Source organism: Pseudarthrobacter chlorophenolicus A6 (assembly GCF_000022025.1).
Lineage (GTDB): Bacteria > Actinomycetota > Actinomycetes > Actinomycetales > Micrococcaceae > Arthrobacter > Arthrobacter chlorophenolicus.
The window spans coordinates 613,449-629,351 of sequence record NC_011886.1 but is presented as its reverse complement, the minus strand read 5'-3'; the positions used below and the strand labels follow the sequence as shown (position 1 = coordinate 629,351).

Sequence of the window (15,903 nt, the reverse complement as noted above, 5' to 3'; positions counted from 1 at the left end):
ACGGGCCTCACAGGGGTTTTGAGGCGGTGCTGTCCGGGATTCCAGACAAGCCCGTCACCCCGCGTTGCCCTATCACTTTTAGTCCCTAACATCGGGTTTTAGGGACTAAAAGTGATAGGGCAACGGTGGTTATGTGGCGGGGCGTCCGTGGATGCGGACAGACAGTTCGTTGGCCACTTTTTGTACCCGGGCGGCCAGGACGGGCCAGGAGTCCGCGGCGAGCTTTTCCTCCAGGAAGGTGACGGCAACAGCAGCGGTGGGCCAGCCAAGGTGGTCCGTCACCGCAGCGGCGATGGAGCCGAAGCCGGGTGTCACCTCGCCGTGTTCCGTGGCGTAACCGCGCTGGCGCACTTGGTCCAGGTGCGAGGAGAGCGCCGAATACTTCATGATGGGCGATTCGGTTTCGTGCCTGGCGGTGAACGCGGCGGCGTTGGGGTAGAGCGCACGGACCTGGGATTTCGGAAGGGCCGCGAGGATGGCCCGGCCGCTGGCAGTGAGGTGGCTGGGAAGCCGGACTCCGACGTCGGTCACCAGGGATGGGCGGTTCTTGGCCCGCTCCTCCACGATGTACAGCACGTCCCGGCCGTGGAGGACAGCGAGGTGCGCACTCTCCCCCAGCGCGTCCACCAGGGATGCCAGCAGGGGCCTGCCCAGCCGGGACAGGGGTTCCTGCCGGGAGTAAGCGGAGCTCAGCTCGAAGGCACTGATCCCCAGGCCGTAACGCTGCTCCTCATGCAAATGAAGGACGAATCCGTTCGCCTCCATAACCCCCAGCAGGTGGTAGACACTGGAGCGCGGCAGGCCCAGCGACGAGGCGATCTGGGAGGCAGCCATCGGGCGGCGGCGGGACGCCAGCAGCTTGAGGATCCGCAGCGTGTTTTCGGCGGCCGGCACCTTGGACGCCGGCCTGGCCTCACGCGCCGACTGCTCCGCTGCCCCCGGCACCGTATCCATGGCAACCATCCGTACTCCCTTCAGCGGGTCCGGCTGTGTCCGGGATCCCATACACAAGCTTGCACCTTGTCCCGGGCTTCAGAGTGACCGGTTTTGCGGCGTTCTGTCTGGAATACCGGACAAGTGGCAGCGGAAAAGAGGGCAGACCGTAGCCTAGGCTGGCCTCCATGAATGACTACGATCCGCGCCTGGTAGATATGTATGACCAGGACAATCCGGACGGGCCCGACCATGATTTCTACCGCGGCCTGGCCGACGAAGTGGCTGCCCGGAACGTGTTGGATTTGGGGTGCGGCACAGGCATCCTCACTGTCACTCTCGCTTCCGCAGCACGCACGGTGGTGGGAGTTGACCCGTCTGCGTCGATGATCGGGTTCGCCCGCAACCGGCCGGGGGCTGCGCAGGCTGACTGGGTGGTGGGGGATAGCAGAAGTATCCCCGGGACGGGGTACGACTTCGCCGTCATGACCGGCAACGTTGTCCAGGCGATTCCGGGCGCCGCCTGGTCCAGGACACTTCGGGACCTCCGGCTGGCAATGGCGCACGGCGGAACGTTGGCCTTCGAAAGCCGGAATCCAGCGGTGCGTGCCTCGAACAACTGGGCATTCGAGGACAAGCGACGGGAGAGCCTGCACGGGCCGTTGATCGAGCGGAGGACTGTCTCCACACCGGCACCGGGAATCGTGAAGCTTCAGACGTCCACCACGTTTGCCGCCACCGGCGAATCCATCCACGAAACGCAGCTGCTGGAATTCCGCCACAGCACCACCATCACCCGTGATCTTGAGGAAGCGGGCTTTGCCGTTGAGGCGACATACGGCGACTGGACCCGTACGCCCTTTGCCGATGACGCGCCCATCATGGTTTTTGTCTGCCGCGCCGTGTGACGGGGCCTCTGCGGTGTACCGGCAAGGACCGGATGCACAGGCATTCATGGGTAGGGTGCGTTTCATGGATGAAAAAGAGACACTGCACCACTACCTACGGGTCCGGCGGGACAACTTGCTCGGCAAGCTTGATGGGCTGGGCGAGTACGACTGCCGCCGGCCTTTGACGCCCACCGGCACCAACTTGCTGGGCCTGGTCAAGCATGTTGCCAGCGTTGAACTCGACTACTTCGGCGTGGTCTTTGACCGGCCCAGCGGACGCAGCCTGCCATGGCTGGACGATGACGCCCTTCCCGATGCGGACATGTGGGTGGCTGCAGACGAATCACTGCATGACATCGTGGAGCTGCACCGGTTCGCCGGCGAGCACAGCGATGCGACCATCGAAGCCCTGACACTCGACGCTCGAGGGTCCGTGCCGTGGTGGCCGGAGGAGCGCCGCCAGGTGACGCTCCACCAGATCCTGGTCCACATGGTTGCCGAGCGGGCACACCATCTAGGCCACGCGGACATCCTCCGGGAACTGATCGACGGGACAGCAGGCCAGCGGCCCGGCGACCCCAACCTGACGTCGCGCAGCCCGGAAGAATGGGCTGCCCACCGCACCGAAATCGAAGCAGCAGCACGTACGGCTGCGGGGACCGCGCCGGAGTAGCGGAGCCAGGCAGAGTGCGCTCCCCGGCACTATGCCCTCCCTGATCGATACCCCTGCAGCGCGATCAATACCCTTGCAGCGCACAACTGACGTGAGCGCTTGAGGCAGCCATCGCAGTCATTCGCATAGTGGGTGACGGCGCTGCTACGCCGGTGGTCGAAGCACCCGTTCGAAGACTTCTTCTGCCGGCGATAGTCCTGTGCATGAATGTTGTGGATGGCCGCCGTCTTGCCCGCCGGGTGTCGATATCGTTTCCAGCTGCTGGGGCCGGTGGGGTGGTTCCCAGTCCTGAGGTTCGCATGGGTAATGACGGCCGGCAGGTGAAACCCAGCCGGGTGGTTTGTTCAGGCCTGCGGGGGTGGGTTTCCAGGCGGTGGTGTGCCGGAGCCTGTGGTGTTTCGGGCAGGGCTGGCCGAGGTTGCTGATCCCGGTGGTGCCGCCGTTGGCCCAGGAGAGGATGTGGTCGGCGTCGTTGTCCAGGGAATGGTTGCTGCAGCCGGGGAACGGGCACTTGCCGTCCCGCAGCCGCAGCCAGGCCCGCATGGCTTTGGTGAGCCGGTAGCTGGTCCGGCCGATTTCCAGCGGCGCCCCGTCCCGGGGGTCCACCAGCACCCGGTAGAACGAGCCCGCCCCGCCGGCCACCAGGTTCCGTGCCATCGAGGGCGGGATGGGACCGTACCCGTCCAGGACCGCCGGCTCGTCGGTCAGGCCCAGCAGCGAGAACACCGGGACGGTGACCAGGACTTGGGCACGGATCGGAGCAGACACCCCGCCGGCAACGGCACCAGCCGCGGCGCCGGCCATGGCGCCAGAGCCGTCGCTGTCCGGGCGGGTGCGGTTGGTGGCACCGGGTGCGGGGTAGGTGGCGAGCAGGGCCGTGGCGTAGTTGTCGGCGCGCAACTGGGCGAGGGTGCGCCGCTCGTGCGGTCCCTGCAGGGCACGGGCTTCGGAGGTGAGACGGTCCCAGACCGCCGAAGCCTGACTGGCCGGCAGGTACGCGGACAGCCAGGCCATCCCGTCGCGGTCCGGCCGGTACTCCGCCCGCCGCTCGGCCACACCCTTGGCGTGCCGGGCCTCGATACTCTCGGCGTGGTGGCGTTCGCGCCAGGTGCGGGCCTTGACCCGGAACCGGTGCGCCGGCAACTCCCCTACCGGGCAACCGCGGGCCGCGTCCGGGGCGCCCGGGTTCAGGAAATGCGCTTCCAACGCCGCGGCGCCGACAGTGTCTAGACCGGCTGCTTCGTCGGCCATCACCACCGCGTGATCCCAGGACAGCGCCCCGGCCTGCAGCCCGGCCAACGTGAGCGGCAGCGTGGCGACCAGGGCGTGGGAGGTGGCCAGGAACGACGACGCGGCCCGCGGACCCAACGCCAGGACGCAGCCGACCTCCGCCGCGGCCGACATCTCCTGCGAATGCGCCGGTACCACCGGGCCCGCCACCGCGCTGGCACTCTCGGCATACGCCACCGCGGCCTTCGCCTTCAAACCAGCGACCCCGGCCTCCACCGCCCGGGCGCCGGCCAGGATGTCCAAGCACCCGCCCGCCAACCCAGCCAACGGATCGGCCGCAGAGAACGGCTCGCAACCGGCACCATCCACCTCCGCGTTCAGCACGGCGAGGGCAGCATCGATCTCCTCCAACGCCCTCACCACCGCCGACTTCCCCATAACCCAACTATGGCAAAGGGGTACGACATTCAAGGGTCCAACCGGGTTTCGACAAGCTCAACCACCGCAACCCACCCACCAACCGGATTTCGACAAGCTCAACCACCGGCGCCCACCCGGACAGTCTGAGATCAAAGACACCAAGCCAGCGTGAGGCTCATCACTGCGTCCCCGGAAGTGGTCTGCTGGTTAGCGGCTCCCCTCCCAAAGACGAGAAGGTAAGTGTATGCAACAAGCACCATCCCCAACCCGGAACGAAAGCCGCGCCGGACAGCAGACGCCGGCAGCCGCCGTCGGAAGCGTCCTGAACCGCGGGCTGAACGTCCGCCACATCCGGTTCATGGCACTGGGCTCGGCCATCGGCACCGGCCTCTTCTACGGCTCCGCTTCCGCCATCCAGAAGGCGGGTCCCGCCGTCCTGCTGGCCTACATCATCGGCGGCGCCGCTGTGTTCATGGTGATGCGGGCACTGGGCGAAATGGCCGTTCGGCACCCGGTATCCGGTTCCTTCGGCCAGTACGCCAGCCGCTACCTCGGCCCGCTGGCCGGCTTCGTGACCGGCTGGACCTACGTGTTCGAGATGGCGATCGTGGCCATCGCCGACGTCACGGCTTTCAGCATCTATATGGGATTCTGGTTTCCGCAGGTGGACCGCTGGATCTGGATCCTGGCCATCATCTGCTTCCTCGCCGCCCTGAACCTCCTCAGCGTGAAGGTCTTCGGCGAGCTTGAGTTCTGGTTCTCGCTGATCAAGGTGGCAGCGATCATTGCGATGATCGCCGGCGGCGCCGCCATCATCGCCTTCGGTTTCCAGGCCGGCGGTTCCACCGTGGCACCGGGCCTGGGCAACCTGGTGGAGCACGGCGGCCTGTTCCCCAACGGGTTCGGCGGCCTCCTGGCATCCTTTGCCGTGGTGATGTTCGCGTTCGGCGGCATCGAAACCCTCGGCATCACTGCAGGCGAAGCGGCCGACCCCAAGAAGGTCATCCCCAAGGCCGTCAACACCGTTCCCGTCCGCGTCCTGCTGTTCTACGTCCTGACCCTCGGCGTGCTCATGAGCCTCTTCCCCTGGAACGAAGTGGGCACCAGCGGCAGCCCCTTTGTCCAGATCTTCAGCGGGCTGGGCATCCCGGCCGCGCCCCACATCCTGAACGCCGTGGTCATCACCGCAGCGCTTTCGGCCATCAACAGCGACATCTTCGGCGCCGGCCGCATCCTCTTCGGGCTCTCCCGGCAGGGCCATGCACCGGCCGCCTTCGGCAAGGTCTCACGGCACGGAGTTCCGTGGATGACGGTGGTCATGATGACGGCGATCCTGCTGGTGGGCGTAGTCCTGAACGCCGTCATCCCCGAGGACGTCTTCCTGGTCATCGCCTCGATCGCCACGTTCGCCACCGTGTGGGTGTGGGTCATGATCCTCGCTTCCCATGTGGCGATGAAGCGGGAAATCAAGCACAGCGGGCTCCCGGCGTCGGAATTCCCCTCGCCGTGGTGGCCCGCGGCATCGGTGCTGACCATCGCTTTCATGGTTCTTGTCATTGGTGTGCTGGGCGCCTTCGAGGACACCCGGATCGCCCTCTACGTCGGGGCAGCCTGGCTGGGACTCCTGGTCCTCGGTTACCGCCTGTGGGTCAAGGGAGACGGACGACGGCGGGCCCACCTTGAAGACGAAACGTCGCCGCTGCCGGTGGTGCAGCCCGCCGCGCGCACCTAGCGCAGCAGGTTTCGACAGGCTCAACCAACGACGGGCTCAACCAACAACGGGCTCAACCACCGGCAGGTCCTACGCCAGGGGGCTGCCTCCGGGGCTAAAATCAGGCATGGTTCCTGCCTCCAGCCTCCTGGCGTTTGCCCTGGCCTCGGTGGTGCTGATCGCCGTCCCCGGCCCCAGCGTCCTGTTCGTCATCGGCCGGTCCCTGGCCCTGGGCTGGCGGGGCGGCGTCCTGACAGTCCTGGGCAATGCCTGCGGCCAGCTGCTGCAAGTGGCTGCGGTGGCGCTGGGGGTCGGCGTGCTGGTGGCGGAGTCGGTGTTGCTCTTCAGCGCAGTGAAATTCGCCGGGGCCGCCTACCTTATCTACCTGGGCGTCCAGGCCATCCGGCACAGGACAGACCCCGCCGGTCCAGAGAGCCGCGCAACCTCCGCCCGGCCGCGGCGGCTGGTTGCGGAAGGAGCGGTGGTGGGTGCCACCAATCCGAAGTCAGTGGTGTTCTTCGTGGCGGTGCTCCCGCAGTTCGTCGACTATCCGGCGGGGTCGATTCCCCTGCAGCTGGGTGTCCTCGGCGCGGTGTTCCTCATCATTGCAGTGGTTTCGGACAGCCTGTGGGCGATGGCGGCCGGAACCGCCCGGGAATGGTTCGCCCGGTCACCGCGCCGGGTCTCCAGCGTCAAGGCCACCGGCGGCGCGCTGATGATCGGCCTCGGCGGCACGCTGGCCCTGACGGGCAGCAAATCCTAGGAAGCACCTCCGACGCAAACGGTGCCCGGCCCCCTCGACAGGGACCGGGCACCGCTGTGCGTTTGCTAGGCCGAGGCCGCGGCGGACCGGACCGCCTCGGCGAGGGACGTCGTGGGGCGTCCGATCAGCTTCTGCAGATCGCCGGTGGTGACCAGGAGGTCGCCCCGGGCGATGCCCAGGTCCGAGTCTGCCAGGATCTCCGCAAACGCCTGCGGTACACCCACCTGTGCCAGGAGGCCTGCATAATTGCCGCTGGGCATGTTGTTGTAGCTGATGTCAGTGCCCGTGGCCGCGGTGATTTCCGCGGCGAGGTCGGCCATGCTGAAGGCGTGGTCGCCGCCGAGCTCGTAGACCTTGCCGGCCTGGCCGTCGGCCACCAGCACTGCTGCGGCCGCCTGGGCGTAATCCTGCCGCGACGCACCGCTGACCTTGCCGTCACCCGCGCTGCCGGCGATGGCACCCTGCGCAAGGGTCCCGGGCAGCTGCTCCGTGTAGTTCTCCAGGTACCAGCCGTTGCGCAGGAGGGCGAACGGAACGCCTGATTCGCGCAGGAGTTCCTCCGTTGCCTTGTGCTCGTCCGCCAGCTTCATGCCGGTGGTGTCCGCGTTGGCGATGCTGGTGTAGGCAAGCAGTTCCACGCCGCCCTCAGCCTTGGCGGCCTCGATCACGGTGCGGTGCTGCTCCACCCGCTGGCCCACTTCACTGCCCGAGATCAGCAGGATGCGGGTGGCACCCTTGAGGGCAGCAGCCACGGAGTCGGCGTCGGAGTAGTCAACGGAAACGACGCGGACGCCCTTGGCGGCGAAATCTGCCAGCTTGTCCACGGAACGTCCGGCGGCCACGATGTCACCGGCAGGAACGTTGCGCTCCAGCAGTGCTTCGAGGACGTGGCGGCCCAGCTGTCCGGTGGCTCCGGTAACGACGATGCTCATAAGGGATCCTTTCGGGATACTCTGTCGAAGGTCACAACCACGCTCCAAGGGGTTTGCTTCCCGAAAGAGAGTACGCACTTTGAAGTAAGGTACTCACCCAGGAGTAAGGTACCGGCCTGGCGGTAAGCTGGAGCCATGGACGCAACACTGCAGCCCGTTCCCCTTCCGCCCAGTTTCTCCGACGGCGTGTTCCCGGCCGGGTGCCCCAGCCGGACGCTGCTGGACCATGTCACCAGCAAGTGGGGCGTTTTGATCCTCACCGCACTCTCGGAGGGGTCGCAGCGCTGGAGCGAACTGCGGCGAAGGGCGGAGGGCATCAGCGAGAAGATGCTGGCCCAGACCCTGAAAACTTTGGAGCGGGACGGGCTGGTGAGCCGGGATGCGCAGCCTGTTATCCCGCCGAGGGTGGACTACAGCCTGACAGAGAGGGGCTACGAACTCAGCGCACTGCTGGTGCCGCTGGTGGCGTGGACCTTTGATAATGCCGAGGAGATCATCAACGGCAGGGCCTGAAATACGGCGCCGGCACAGGATAGCCAGCGTTCCCTGGACCCTGATTCCGCGGGGCGCCCGGGTCCGTGACCTTCCCGTGTCCCCAACCGGGTAGTGCTGCTTTCAAACCTGAGTACCTGTTACTGGTGTGACTGGTGTGATTAGCGCCTAGCTTTGGCGTAAGGTGCACGCCGGGATTACGAGGACCATCCTCTGCTGGGGAGCGTTCCGGCACCAGGCACCGCGACTGAGCGGCAAGCTGCCGCCTGGGAGTTGGTACGCATGGATTCGAGTGATGTCCAGGACCTGTCCGGCATGGGCCGTCCCATCAGCCTTGGCTCGGCGGTTGCGCTGGGATGGGGCAGGGCGGTTGAGGCACTGCGCCCCCGCAGCCCCTACAGGATCGGGGATGCCGTGCTGGGGGACGATCCGTTCAACGGCCGGCACGAGGGAACAGTGGTGACGCAGGACGGAACCACCGTCGGCGTCAAAACCACCCGGGGGCTCTTCTTCTACGACCACCGGCAACTGCGAAGGCTGGACTGACCGCCGGAGCGGCCAGTCCAGCCTGGCATTCAGTGGTTCGCGCGCTGGTTCACGGGCAGCGGAAGGCTTACTTTGCGGACCAGCCGCCGTCCATGGTGTAACTGGCACCGGTCACCATGCCGGCGTGGTCCGAAGCAAGCCAGGCCACCAGGGACGCTACTTCCTCCGGCTCCACCAGGCGTTTGACGGCCGCCTCCGTGAGCATCACCTTGGCCAGGACCTCGGATTCGGGGATGCCGTGAACTGCTGCCTGGTCCGCGATCTGCTTCTCCACCAGCGGCGTCCGGACGTAGCCGGGGTTCACGCAGTTGGACGTCACACCGTGTTCCCCGCCCTCGAGCGCCGTCACCTTGCTGAGCCCTTCCAGGCCGTGCTTGGCGGATACGTAGGCGCTCTTGAACGGGGAGGCGCGGAGCCCGTGCACCGAGGACAGGTTGATGATGCGGCCGAACTTGTTGGCGTACATGTGCGGCAGGGCTGCACGGACCAGGAGGAACGGCGCCTCAAGCATGAGGGCCAGGATCCGGCGGAACTGCACCGGATCGAACTCCTCGATGGGGCTGATCCGCTGGATCCCGGCGTTGTTGACCAGGATGTCGCAGTCCAGGCTCAGGGTGCCGAGCGAGTCCACGTCCAGCAGGTCCACGGCCCAGGATGTGCCGCCCACTTCGTCGGCGAGGGCGGCAGCCGCTGCCGCGTCGACGTCGGCCACCACCACTTTCGCCCCGCGGGCGGCCAGTTCCCGGACACAGGCCGCCCCGATGCCGCCGGCTCCGCCGGTGACCAGGGCCTTCCGGCCATTCAGTTCGTGTTCCATCTCAGAATCCCTTCGTACGCGCAGTCTGTCGTGGGGCCGTGGCAGCTCAGCGCGCGGAGGCGTTGAGCAGTCCCTCGCGGGCGGCGTCGGCCTTGTCCACGTCCTGCAGCGCAATCCCCTTGGTTTCGCGCAGGCTCAGCACGGCGAACGCGGTGATGGCGCAGGCAACCACCAGGTAGATGGCGGTGGGCAGCCAGGAACCGGTGTCCTTGAGCCACTGGGTGGCCAGCAGCGGCGCCAGCGAACCGGCGAAGATGGACGTCACCTGGGACCCGAGCGAGACGCCGGCGTACCGCATCCGGGTGGGGAACAGCTCGGCCATGATGGCGGGCTGGCCGGCGTACATGAAGGCGTGCAGGCACAGGCCGATGGTCACGGCGAGCACGATGACCACGGCGTTGCGGGTATCGAACATCGGGAAGGCGAAGAACGGCCAGGTTGCCCCGGTGATGGCACCCACCAGGTAGACCGGCTTCCGTCCCCAGCGGTCCACCAGGCGGCCCACCTGCGGGATCACCAGGAAGTGGATGACGTGGGCGATCAGCAGCGCCAGCAGCAGGGAGGAGGTGTCGTACTTGTGCACGCTCTTCAAATACACGATGGCGAAGCTGACCACCAGGTAGTACATGATGTTCTCGGCGAAGCGGAGGCCCATGGCCTGAAGGATGCCCTTGGGGTACTTCCGGATGACCTCGCCCACGCCGTAGCTGACCGCCTGTTCCTTCTCCACGAGCTCCTTGGCTTCGAGGAAGATGGGGGCTTCGGAAACATGCCGGCGGATGTAGTAGCCCACGAACACGATCACGGCGGAGAGCCAGAACGCGACGCGCCAGCCCCAGCCGAGGAAGGCTTCGCTGCTGAGGGTGGAGGACATGATGTACAGCACCAGGGTGGCCAGCAGGTTGCCCACCGGCACCGCGGCCTGCGGCCAGCTCGACCAGAAAGCGCGTGACTTGTTGGGGCTGTGCTCTGCCACGAGCAGGACGGCGCCGCCCCATTCGCCGCCGAGGGCGAAGCCCTGGATGAAGCGCAGGAAGACCAGCAGCGCCGGGGCGAGGTAGCCGATGTCGGCGAAGCCGGGCAGGCAGCCCATCAGGAACGTCGAGACGCCGATGATGACGATGGTCAGCTGCAGTGTGGGCTTGCGGCCCAGCTTGTCGCCGATCTGGCCGAAGACGATGCCGCCCAGCGGGCGGGCCACGAATCCCACCGCGTACGTGATGAAGGCCTGGATGATGCCGTCCAACTCGTTGCCGGTGGAAGGAAAGAAGTACTTGCCGAAGACCAGGGTGGCCGCCGTGGCGTAGAGGAAAAACTCATACCACTCCACCACAGTGCCCACCATCGAGGCGGCCACAATCTTCTTTAGTCCCCCACCTTTTGTTGGGGTGCCGGCGGCCTGGTTGGCCGGGCGTTCTCCTACGCTCACTGGTTTTTCTCCTTAGTGTCCACGTTGACACGTGCTGTGATCTCCAGCACAAGTGACTACCCTGAGTATTGCTGCACAAACTTGCGCCTTCAATGACCAAAGCGGCACCCACTGTGTGCACAATTGCAGATATGAATGCCAACCCCGATGACCTTTTAGTCCTTCTCGAGGTGTCCCGTTCGGCGAAATTTACGACGGCGGCACAGGCTTTGGGCCTGAACCACACCACCGTCTCGCGCAGGATCGCCGCGCTGGAGAAGTCGCTCGGCGGCCGCGTGCTGGCGCGGGCGGCGGGCGGCTGGGAACTGACCGAACTGGGCGAGCGGGCGGTGCGCGTGGCCGAGCAGGTTGAGGAAGTGCTCGCCACGCTGGGGCCCGGCGGCCGGGCACCCGACCCCATTACCGGCGTCGTACGAATGACCGCGACGGACGGTTTCAGCGCCTACATTGCCGCCCCGGCGGTGGCCCGTCTGCGGCGGAAGCACCCCGGGCTGAGCGTGGAGGTAGTCACCATGACCCGGCGCGCGCTGCAGCAGCGCTCTGGCCTTGACATCGAAGTGGTGGTGGGTGAGCCGCAGGTGCACCGCGCGGAGGCCGTGCGGCTGGGCGAATACATGCTGGGCATGTACGCCTCCCGCGCCTACCTTGCGGAACATGGGACGCCTGGCACGGTGGCGGAACTGAATGACCACCCGCTGGTGTACTTCGTGGACTCGATGCTGCAGGTGGACGACCTCGACGCCCCGCGCCGCCTGGTTCCGGCAATGCGGGACGGCCTGACGTCCACCAACGTGTTCGTGCATGTGGAGGCCACGCGGGCCGGCGCGGGCATCGGATTCCTGCCCTGTTTCATGGGCGACCTGCACGATGACCTGGTCCGGCTGCTCCCGGACAGGATCGCCGAACTGCTCCCCTACTGGATGGTCCTGCGGCCCGATTCGATGCGCCGCCCGGCCGTGGCCGCCGTCGTCCAGGCCCTGCGCGACCAGGTGACGATGCACCGGGACGCACTGCTGGGACGTTCAGCCCGGTGATTGAGCCTGTCGACATCAGGTTTCGACGGGCTCAATCACCGGCGGTTTCGACAGGCTCAACCACCGGTGCCGGAGGATCGTGGCGCACCGGGGTGCCGGTGGCGAAGGCGCGGACCTGGGCGTCGTCCCAGACGTGCGCCGGCACTGCGCCGCCCAAAAGCCTGCGGGCCAGTTTGGGGTCGTCGCCGAAGGGGACGTCGCTGCCTGCCATCACCATGTTCCCGTAGCGCCGCCCCTTGAGCATGGCGGGATCGGCGATGATCAGGGTGTGTTCAAAGGACGCGGCGATCGTGGCGGCATCCTCGCGGGCATTCTTCAGGTCCGGGGCGTCCCCGGAATTCACCACGTACATACCGCCCGGCGCGAGGACCCGGCGGACGTGCTGGCTGAACTCTGCGGTGGTCAGCGGCCGCGGCGTGAAAGAGCCGGCGAAGACGTCACGGATGATGAAGTCGCGGGTGTCCGCGGTGAGGGTTTCGGTCACCTCCCGGGCCTCCCCCACCCGGATCCGGAGCAGCGGCGCCTTGGGGAGGTCGAACCAGTCGCGGACGTAGCCGGCGAGCTTGCCGTCGAGTTCCACCACTACCTGCCGCGCATCCGGGTAGGCGGCGGAGAAGTACCGCGCGAGGGAGCAGGCTCCGCCGCCGAGGTGGAGCCCGCGCAACTTCCCCGGGCCATCGGCGCCGCCGGCCCGAACGGACGAAGCTTCCTGCGGAGGCCAGCGGGACTCAATGAGCGCCGCAATCCACCGCATGTACTCGAAGTCCAGGAACAGCGGGTCCGCGAGGTCGATGTGCGAGCTCATGACCCCGTTGATCTTCAGGAGCCAGCCGGTGGAGTTGTCCTGGTCCGCAATCAGCTCGCAGTCACCGGTATCGACGTAGTAGACGCCTTCCACCGGACCCTTGGAACCGGAGGCCTGGCTGTCCACCACACCGGCCACAGCACGCCCGCGGCCGCCCGCCCTTCCGCGTTTCGCCATTACCTGTCCCCCGCCTCAGTCATGGATTAAACCCTAGTGGAACGGCGGCGGGGCTACTCCCCCGAGCCCTGCAGCGCCGTGGCAGTGCCCTGGCCGCCGCGGATCCGGTTAACCACGGCGGTGGTGGAACGCTCGGCCACGTAGTCCAGGGTGGCCACCCTGCCTCCCGACTCTTCGACGGCGGAAGTTTCGGCAAGCATCTCCGGCGTGTAGTCACCGCCTTTGGCATAGACGTCGGGGTGGAGCTGCCGGATCAGTGGTTCGGCGGTGGGGGTGTCAAACACAGTCACGTAGTCCACGCAGCTCAGGGCCGCCACCACCGCCGCACGGTCCGCGACGGCGTTGATGGGCCGCCCCGGACCTTTGAGGCGACTGACCGAGTCGTCGCTGTTCAGCGCCACCACCAGGACATCGCCCAGTTGCTTGGCCTGGTTCAGGTAGCGGGTATGGCCGCTGTGCAGGACGTCGAAGCAGCCGTTGGTCAGCACGATGCGCTGCCCCTCGGACCGGTGCAGGTCCAGTTGCTGCTTGAGCTCTTCAGCGCCCAGCGCCGTGTCCGCGAAGGCTGCCAGGTACCGGCTGAGCTGGCTGGTGCTGCACACCGAGGTTCCGGGCTGGTGCACCACGACGTCGGCGGCGGACTGGGCGAGGTCCAGGCTCGCCGTCAGCGGCAGCCCGGCAGAGCGCGCCAGGGTCAGCGCCGCCACGAAGGTATCGCCCGCCCCGGAGGCTTGCTTCTCGGCAGCCGGGCGTGCCCACGTGCGGTGGGTGGCGCCGTCGGGCCGGATGAGCACGGTGCCGTCCCGGTCCAGGGTGACCACCACCGCCGCGGCGCCGGTGGCTGCCAGCAGCGCCGGCGCCTGCCCGGTGACAGTGTCCGCACGGTCCGGCCCGTCGGGGAGCCGGACATCGAGGAGCCGTGCGGCCTCCTGCGCATTCGGCGTCACCAGGTCCGGCCGCAGCGGTGCCCAGGGCCGCGGGTCGTGGGAATCGACCACCACCAGCGGGCGGCGTTTGCCGGCATTCCCCGCAGTGGCCAGGGCTGCCGCCAGGCTTTCCTGCACGGGGTCCGCGAGCACGCCGTTGCCGTAGTCGCACACCAGCACCGCATCCTGGCGTTCGACGGCGGCGCGCACCGAAGATGCAAGCCCGGCGAGCGCTTCGGTGGGCACGGTCCGGGCGGCGTCATCGATCCGGAGCATCACCTGGCCGCCGCTGCTGATCCGGATCTTGGTGGTGGTCACCATGTCCGGGTGCGAGTGCAGGTGCCGGACGTCGATGCCTGCCGCCTCGAGTTGGCGGCGCAGGTCCACCCCGGCGTCGTCCGTGCCGATGATGCCGGCAACGGAGACCCGGGCCCCCAGGGCGGCCAGGTTCATGGCGGTGTTTGCGGCGCCGCCGGGAAAGGAGTCCCGGATGGCGATGTCCACCACCGGCGCGGGAGCCTCCCTGCAGAGCCGCTCGATGGTGCCGCTCCACCAGCCGTCCAGCATGAGGTCACCGATCACCAGGACGCTCGGCTGCTCCTTCGCCAGCCGTCCGGGCAGCCATTCGGCGAGCGCCCGCTGGGTGGAAAGGTCTGCAGTTTCCGGGGTCAGGCTCATGGCCGGCCCTGTCCGGCAGGGGGTGCCGGCGGCGCGGCGATGTGGACCACCTTGACCTGGCTGAACTCGTCCAGCAGTTCAGGCCCGTAGCCGAACCCGGCTCCGCTGTCGCCGCGGGGCTGGGCGGCACCGCCGGGGGCTCCGCCGAACACCGCATTGACCTTGACCGTGCCCACCGGCAGGGCCGCCACGGCCTGCTGGATGTGGGCAATGTTGCTGCTCAGGACGGTGGCCGCGAGGCCATACTTGCCGCTGCACGCGAGCCGCAGGCCGTCGTCGAACGTGTCCACTACCTGCACCGGGGCAACCGGGCCGAAGGTTTCCTCCGTCATCACCTGCATGCGTGCGGTGCACCCAACCAGCACGGTGGCCGGGTAGAAGGATCCGGGACCGGCCGGCAGCTCACCGCCCTCCACTGCGGCGGCGCCGGCCGCGAGGGCTTCACTGACCTGTGCATGGACCGCGTCGCGCATGCGCGTGTCCACCAGCGGGGCCACCGAACCGTCGGCGTTGCGGCGGGCGGCCTCTGCGCGGAGTGCCGCCGTGAAGTCCTCCGCGATGTCCCGGTGGACGTAGATCCGCTCAACTGCCGTGCAGATCTGGCCGCTGTTGCTGAAGGACCCGATGGCCGCCTGCTCCGCTGCCCAGGCGGGGTCGACGTCGCGGTCCACCAGGAGCGGATCGTTGCCGCCGTTCTCCCGAATGACGTGTGCGCCGGTCAGGGCTCCCGCACGGGCAATCCGGGCACCTGATGCGCTTGAGCCCACGTGTGCCAGTACGTCCACCTCGGACTGGGACAACAGGGCGCCAACCCCGGCACCGCCGGAAACGGTAAGGAACACTCCGGGCGGGAAGGCCGGCGCCAGGACCTCGCCGAGCGCCTCGCCCAGCCGGGGGCAGCGTTCACTTGGCTTGTGGATGACGGTATTGCCCGTGGCCAGTGCCGCGCCGATCAGGCCGCAGGCCACGGCCACGGGGTCGTTCCACGGTGTCAGGAGGACCGCGACTCCGCGCGGCTCGGCCACGGTGTAGTCGGCGGCGAGCCGGTTGCCGCGGAGGCTGTGGCCCCGGTGGACGGGGGCCAGCTCGGCGTATTGCTCAAGGGTGGAAACGGCCGCTCCAATACCGGCCAGCGCCTCCTCCACGGGCCGTCCGGTTTCGCTGGCGTTGAGCCCCGCCAGCTCCTGCGCGGCGGTGTCCAGTGCCCGGGCCGCGGCCTTGAGCGCTGCCCCGCGGTCCTCGGGAGCGGTGGCCGCCCATTCCGGTGTGGCCCGGCGGGCCACCTCCACGGCATGGTTCACCGCTTCCGGCGCCGCTTCCGGGACTGTCCAGAGGACCTCGCCGGTGCGGGGATCCGTGATGGTGATGCCGCCGGAGCCGGCCGTGTCCGGGCCTGCTGCTGTGTCGATCGCTGTGGTGGGCATGGGGTTCCTCCCGTCGTGTGCGG

15 protein-coding genes are annotated in these 15,903 nt (G+C 67.7%); 7 read left to right on the top strand and 8 right to left on the bottom strand.

Annotated features, from left to right (window positions below; translation table 11 throughout):
• Positions 1 to 129 precede the first annotated feature (129 nt).
• On the bottom strand, positions 130 to 954 hold the full coding sequence (locus ACHL_RS02915) for an IclR family transcriptional regulator (RefSeq protein WP_050767130.1): 825 nt from the start codon (positions 952 to 954) through the stop codon (positions 130 to 132).
• 167 nt (positions 955 to 1,121) lie between these two features.
• Here ACHL_RS02915 and ACHL_RS02910 point away from each other — a divergent pair, with 167 nt between their 5' ends.
• Entirely contained in the window at positions 1,122 to 1,841 is a 720-nt protein-coding gene (locus ACHL_RS02910; protein WP_015935811.1) for a class I SAM-dependent methyltransferase, read from the top strand.
• Between the two features lie 64 nt (positions 1,842 to 1,905).
• Positions 1,906 to 2,496 carry a DinB family protein gene (locus ACHL_RS02905; RefSeq protein ID WP_043794399.1) on the top strand — a complete coding sequence of 197 codons (591 nt, stop codon included), beginning with the start codon at positions 1,906 to 1,908 and terminating at the stop codon, positions 2,494 to 2,496.
• 144 nt (positions 2,497 to 2,640) lie between these two features.
• On the opposite strand, the gene ACHL_RS02900 is transcribed toward ACHL_RS02905, so the two are convergent.
• Positions 2,641 to 4,164 (bottom strand): HNH endonuclease signature motif containing protein, encoded by a 1,524-nt coding sequence (locus tag ACHL_RS02900; protein WP_015935809.1) that lies wholly within the window; start codon positions 4,162 to 4,164, stop codon positions 2,641 to 2,643.
• Between the two features lie 226 nt (positions 4,165 to 4,390).
• On the opposite strand from ACHL_RS02900, the gene ACHL_RS02895 reads away from it, so the two are divergent.
• Complete coding sequence (locus ACHL_RS02895; protein WP_015935808.1) at positions 4,391 to 5,878, top strand: amino acid permease; 1,488 nt, start codon at positions 4,391 to 4,393, stop codon at positions 5,876 to 5,878.
• Positions 5,879 to 5,984: 106 nt separating this feature from the next.
• The gene (locus ACHL_RS02890; protein ID WP_015935807.1) at positions 5,985 to 6,620 is read left to right on the top strand and encodes a LysE family translocator; all 636 of its coding nucleotides are present in this window, start codon (positions 5,985 to 5,987) and stop codon (positions 6,618 to 6,620) included.
• Between the two features lie 65 nt (positions 6,621 to 6,685).
• Here ACHL_RS02890 and ACHL_RS02885 read toward each other — a convergent pair whose 3' ends face one another.
• Entirely contained in the window at positions 6,686 to 7,552 is an 867-nt protein-coding gene (locus ACHL_RS02885) for an SDR family oxidoreductase (protein WP_015935806.1), read from the bottom strand.
• A gap of 135 nt (positions 7,553 to 7,687) precedes the next feature.
• On the opposite strand from ACHL_RS02885, the gene ACHL_RS02880 reads away from it, so the two are divergent.
• Together ACHL_RS02880 and ACHL_RS02875 are read left to right on the top strand one after the other, a co-directional pair.
• Positions 7,688 to 8,065 carry a winged helix-turn-helix transcriptional regulator gene (locus tag ACHL_RS02880; RefSeq protein WP_015935805.1) on the top strand — a complete coding sequence of 126 codons (378 nt, stop codon included), beginning with the start codon at positions 7,688 to 7,690 and terminating at the stop codon, positions 8,063 to 8,065.
• 261 nt (positions 8,066 to 8,326) lie between these two features.
• Positions 8,327 to 8,590: a hypothetical protein gene (locus tag ACHL_RS02875; RefSeq protein ID WP_015935804.1), complete on the top strand. Its 264-nt coding sequence runs from the start codon at positions 8,327 to 8,329 to the stop codon at positions 8,588 to 8,590.
• 67 nt (positions 8,591 to 8,657) lie between these two features.
• On the opposite strand, the gene ACHL_RS02870 is transcribed toward ACHL_RS02875, so the two are convergent.
• Both ACHL_RS02870 and ACHL_RS02865 read right to left on the bottom strand, forming a co-directional pair.
• Entirely contained in the window at positions 8,658 to 9,407 is a 750-nt protein-coding gene (locus tag ACHL_RS02870; RefSeq protein WP_015935803.1) for a 3-hydroxybutyrate dehydrogenase, read from the bottom strand.
• A 46-nt stretch (positions 9,408 to 9,453) separates the two neighbouring features.
• On the bottom strand, positions 9,454 to 10,836 hold the full coding sequence (locus ACHL_RS02865; RefSeq protein ID WP_015935802.1) for an MFS transporter: 1,383 nt from the start codon (positions 10,834 to 10,836) through the stop codon (positions 9,454 to 9,456).
• Positions 10,837 to 10,967: 131 nt separating this feature from the next.
• Between ACHL_RS02865 and ACHL_RS02860 the strand changes: the two genes are divergently transcribed.
• A complete protein-coding gene (locus tag ACHL_RS02860; RefSeq protein WP_043793724.1) occupies positions 10,968 to 11,870 on the top strand; it encodes a LysR family transcriptional regulator in 903 nt (300 codons plus the stop codon).
• A 31-nt stretch (positions 11,871 to 11,901) separates the two neighbouring features.
• Here the strand turns inward: ACHL_RS02860 and ACHL_RS02855 are convergent, their stop codons facing one another.
• Genes ACHL_RS02855 through ACHL_RS02845 form a run of 3 tightly spaced genes read right to left on the bottom strand, consistent with a single transcriptional unit; the run spans position 11,902 to position 15,880 of the window.
• Positions 11,902 to 12,852 (bottom strand): spermidine synthase, encoded by a 951-nt coding sequence (locus ACHL_RS02855; protein ID WP_015935800.1) that lies wholly within the window; start codon positions 12,850 to 12,852, stop codon positions 11,902 to 11,904.
• A gap of 53 nt (positions 12,853 to 12,905) precedes the next feature.
• On the bottom strand, positions 12,906 to 14,456 hold the full coding sequence (gene rfaE2, locus ACHL_RS02850) for a D-glycero-beta-D-manno-heptose 1-phosphate adenylyltransferase (RefSeq protein ID WP_015935799.1): 1,551 nt from the start codon (positions 14,454 to 14,456) through the stop codon (positions 12,906 to 12,908).
• Positions 14,453 to 15,880 carry an aldehyde dehydrogenase family protein gene (locus ACHL_RS02845; protein ID WP_015935798.1) on the bottom strand — a complete coding sequence of 476 codons (1,428 nt, stop codon included), beginning with the start codon at positions 15,878 to 15,880 and terminating at the stop codon, positions 14,453 to 14,455. The genes rfaE2 and ACHL_RS02845 overlap by 4 nt, the downstream gene beginning before the upstream one ends.
• Positions 15,881 to 15,903: the final 23 nt, after the last annotated feature.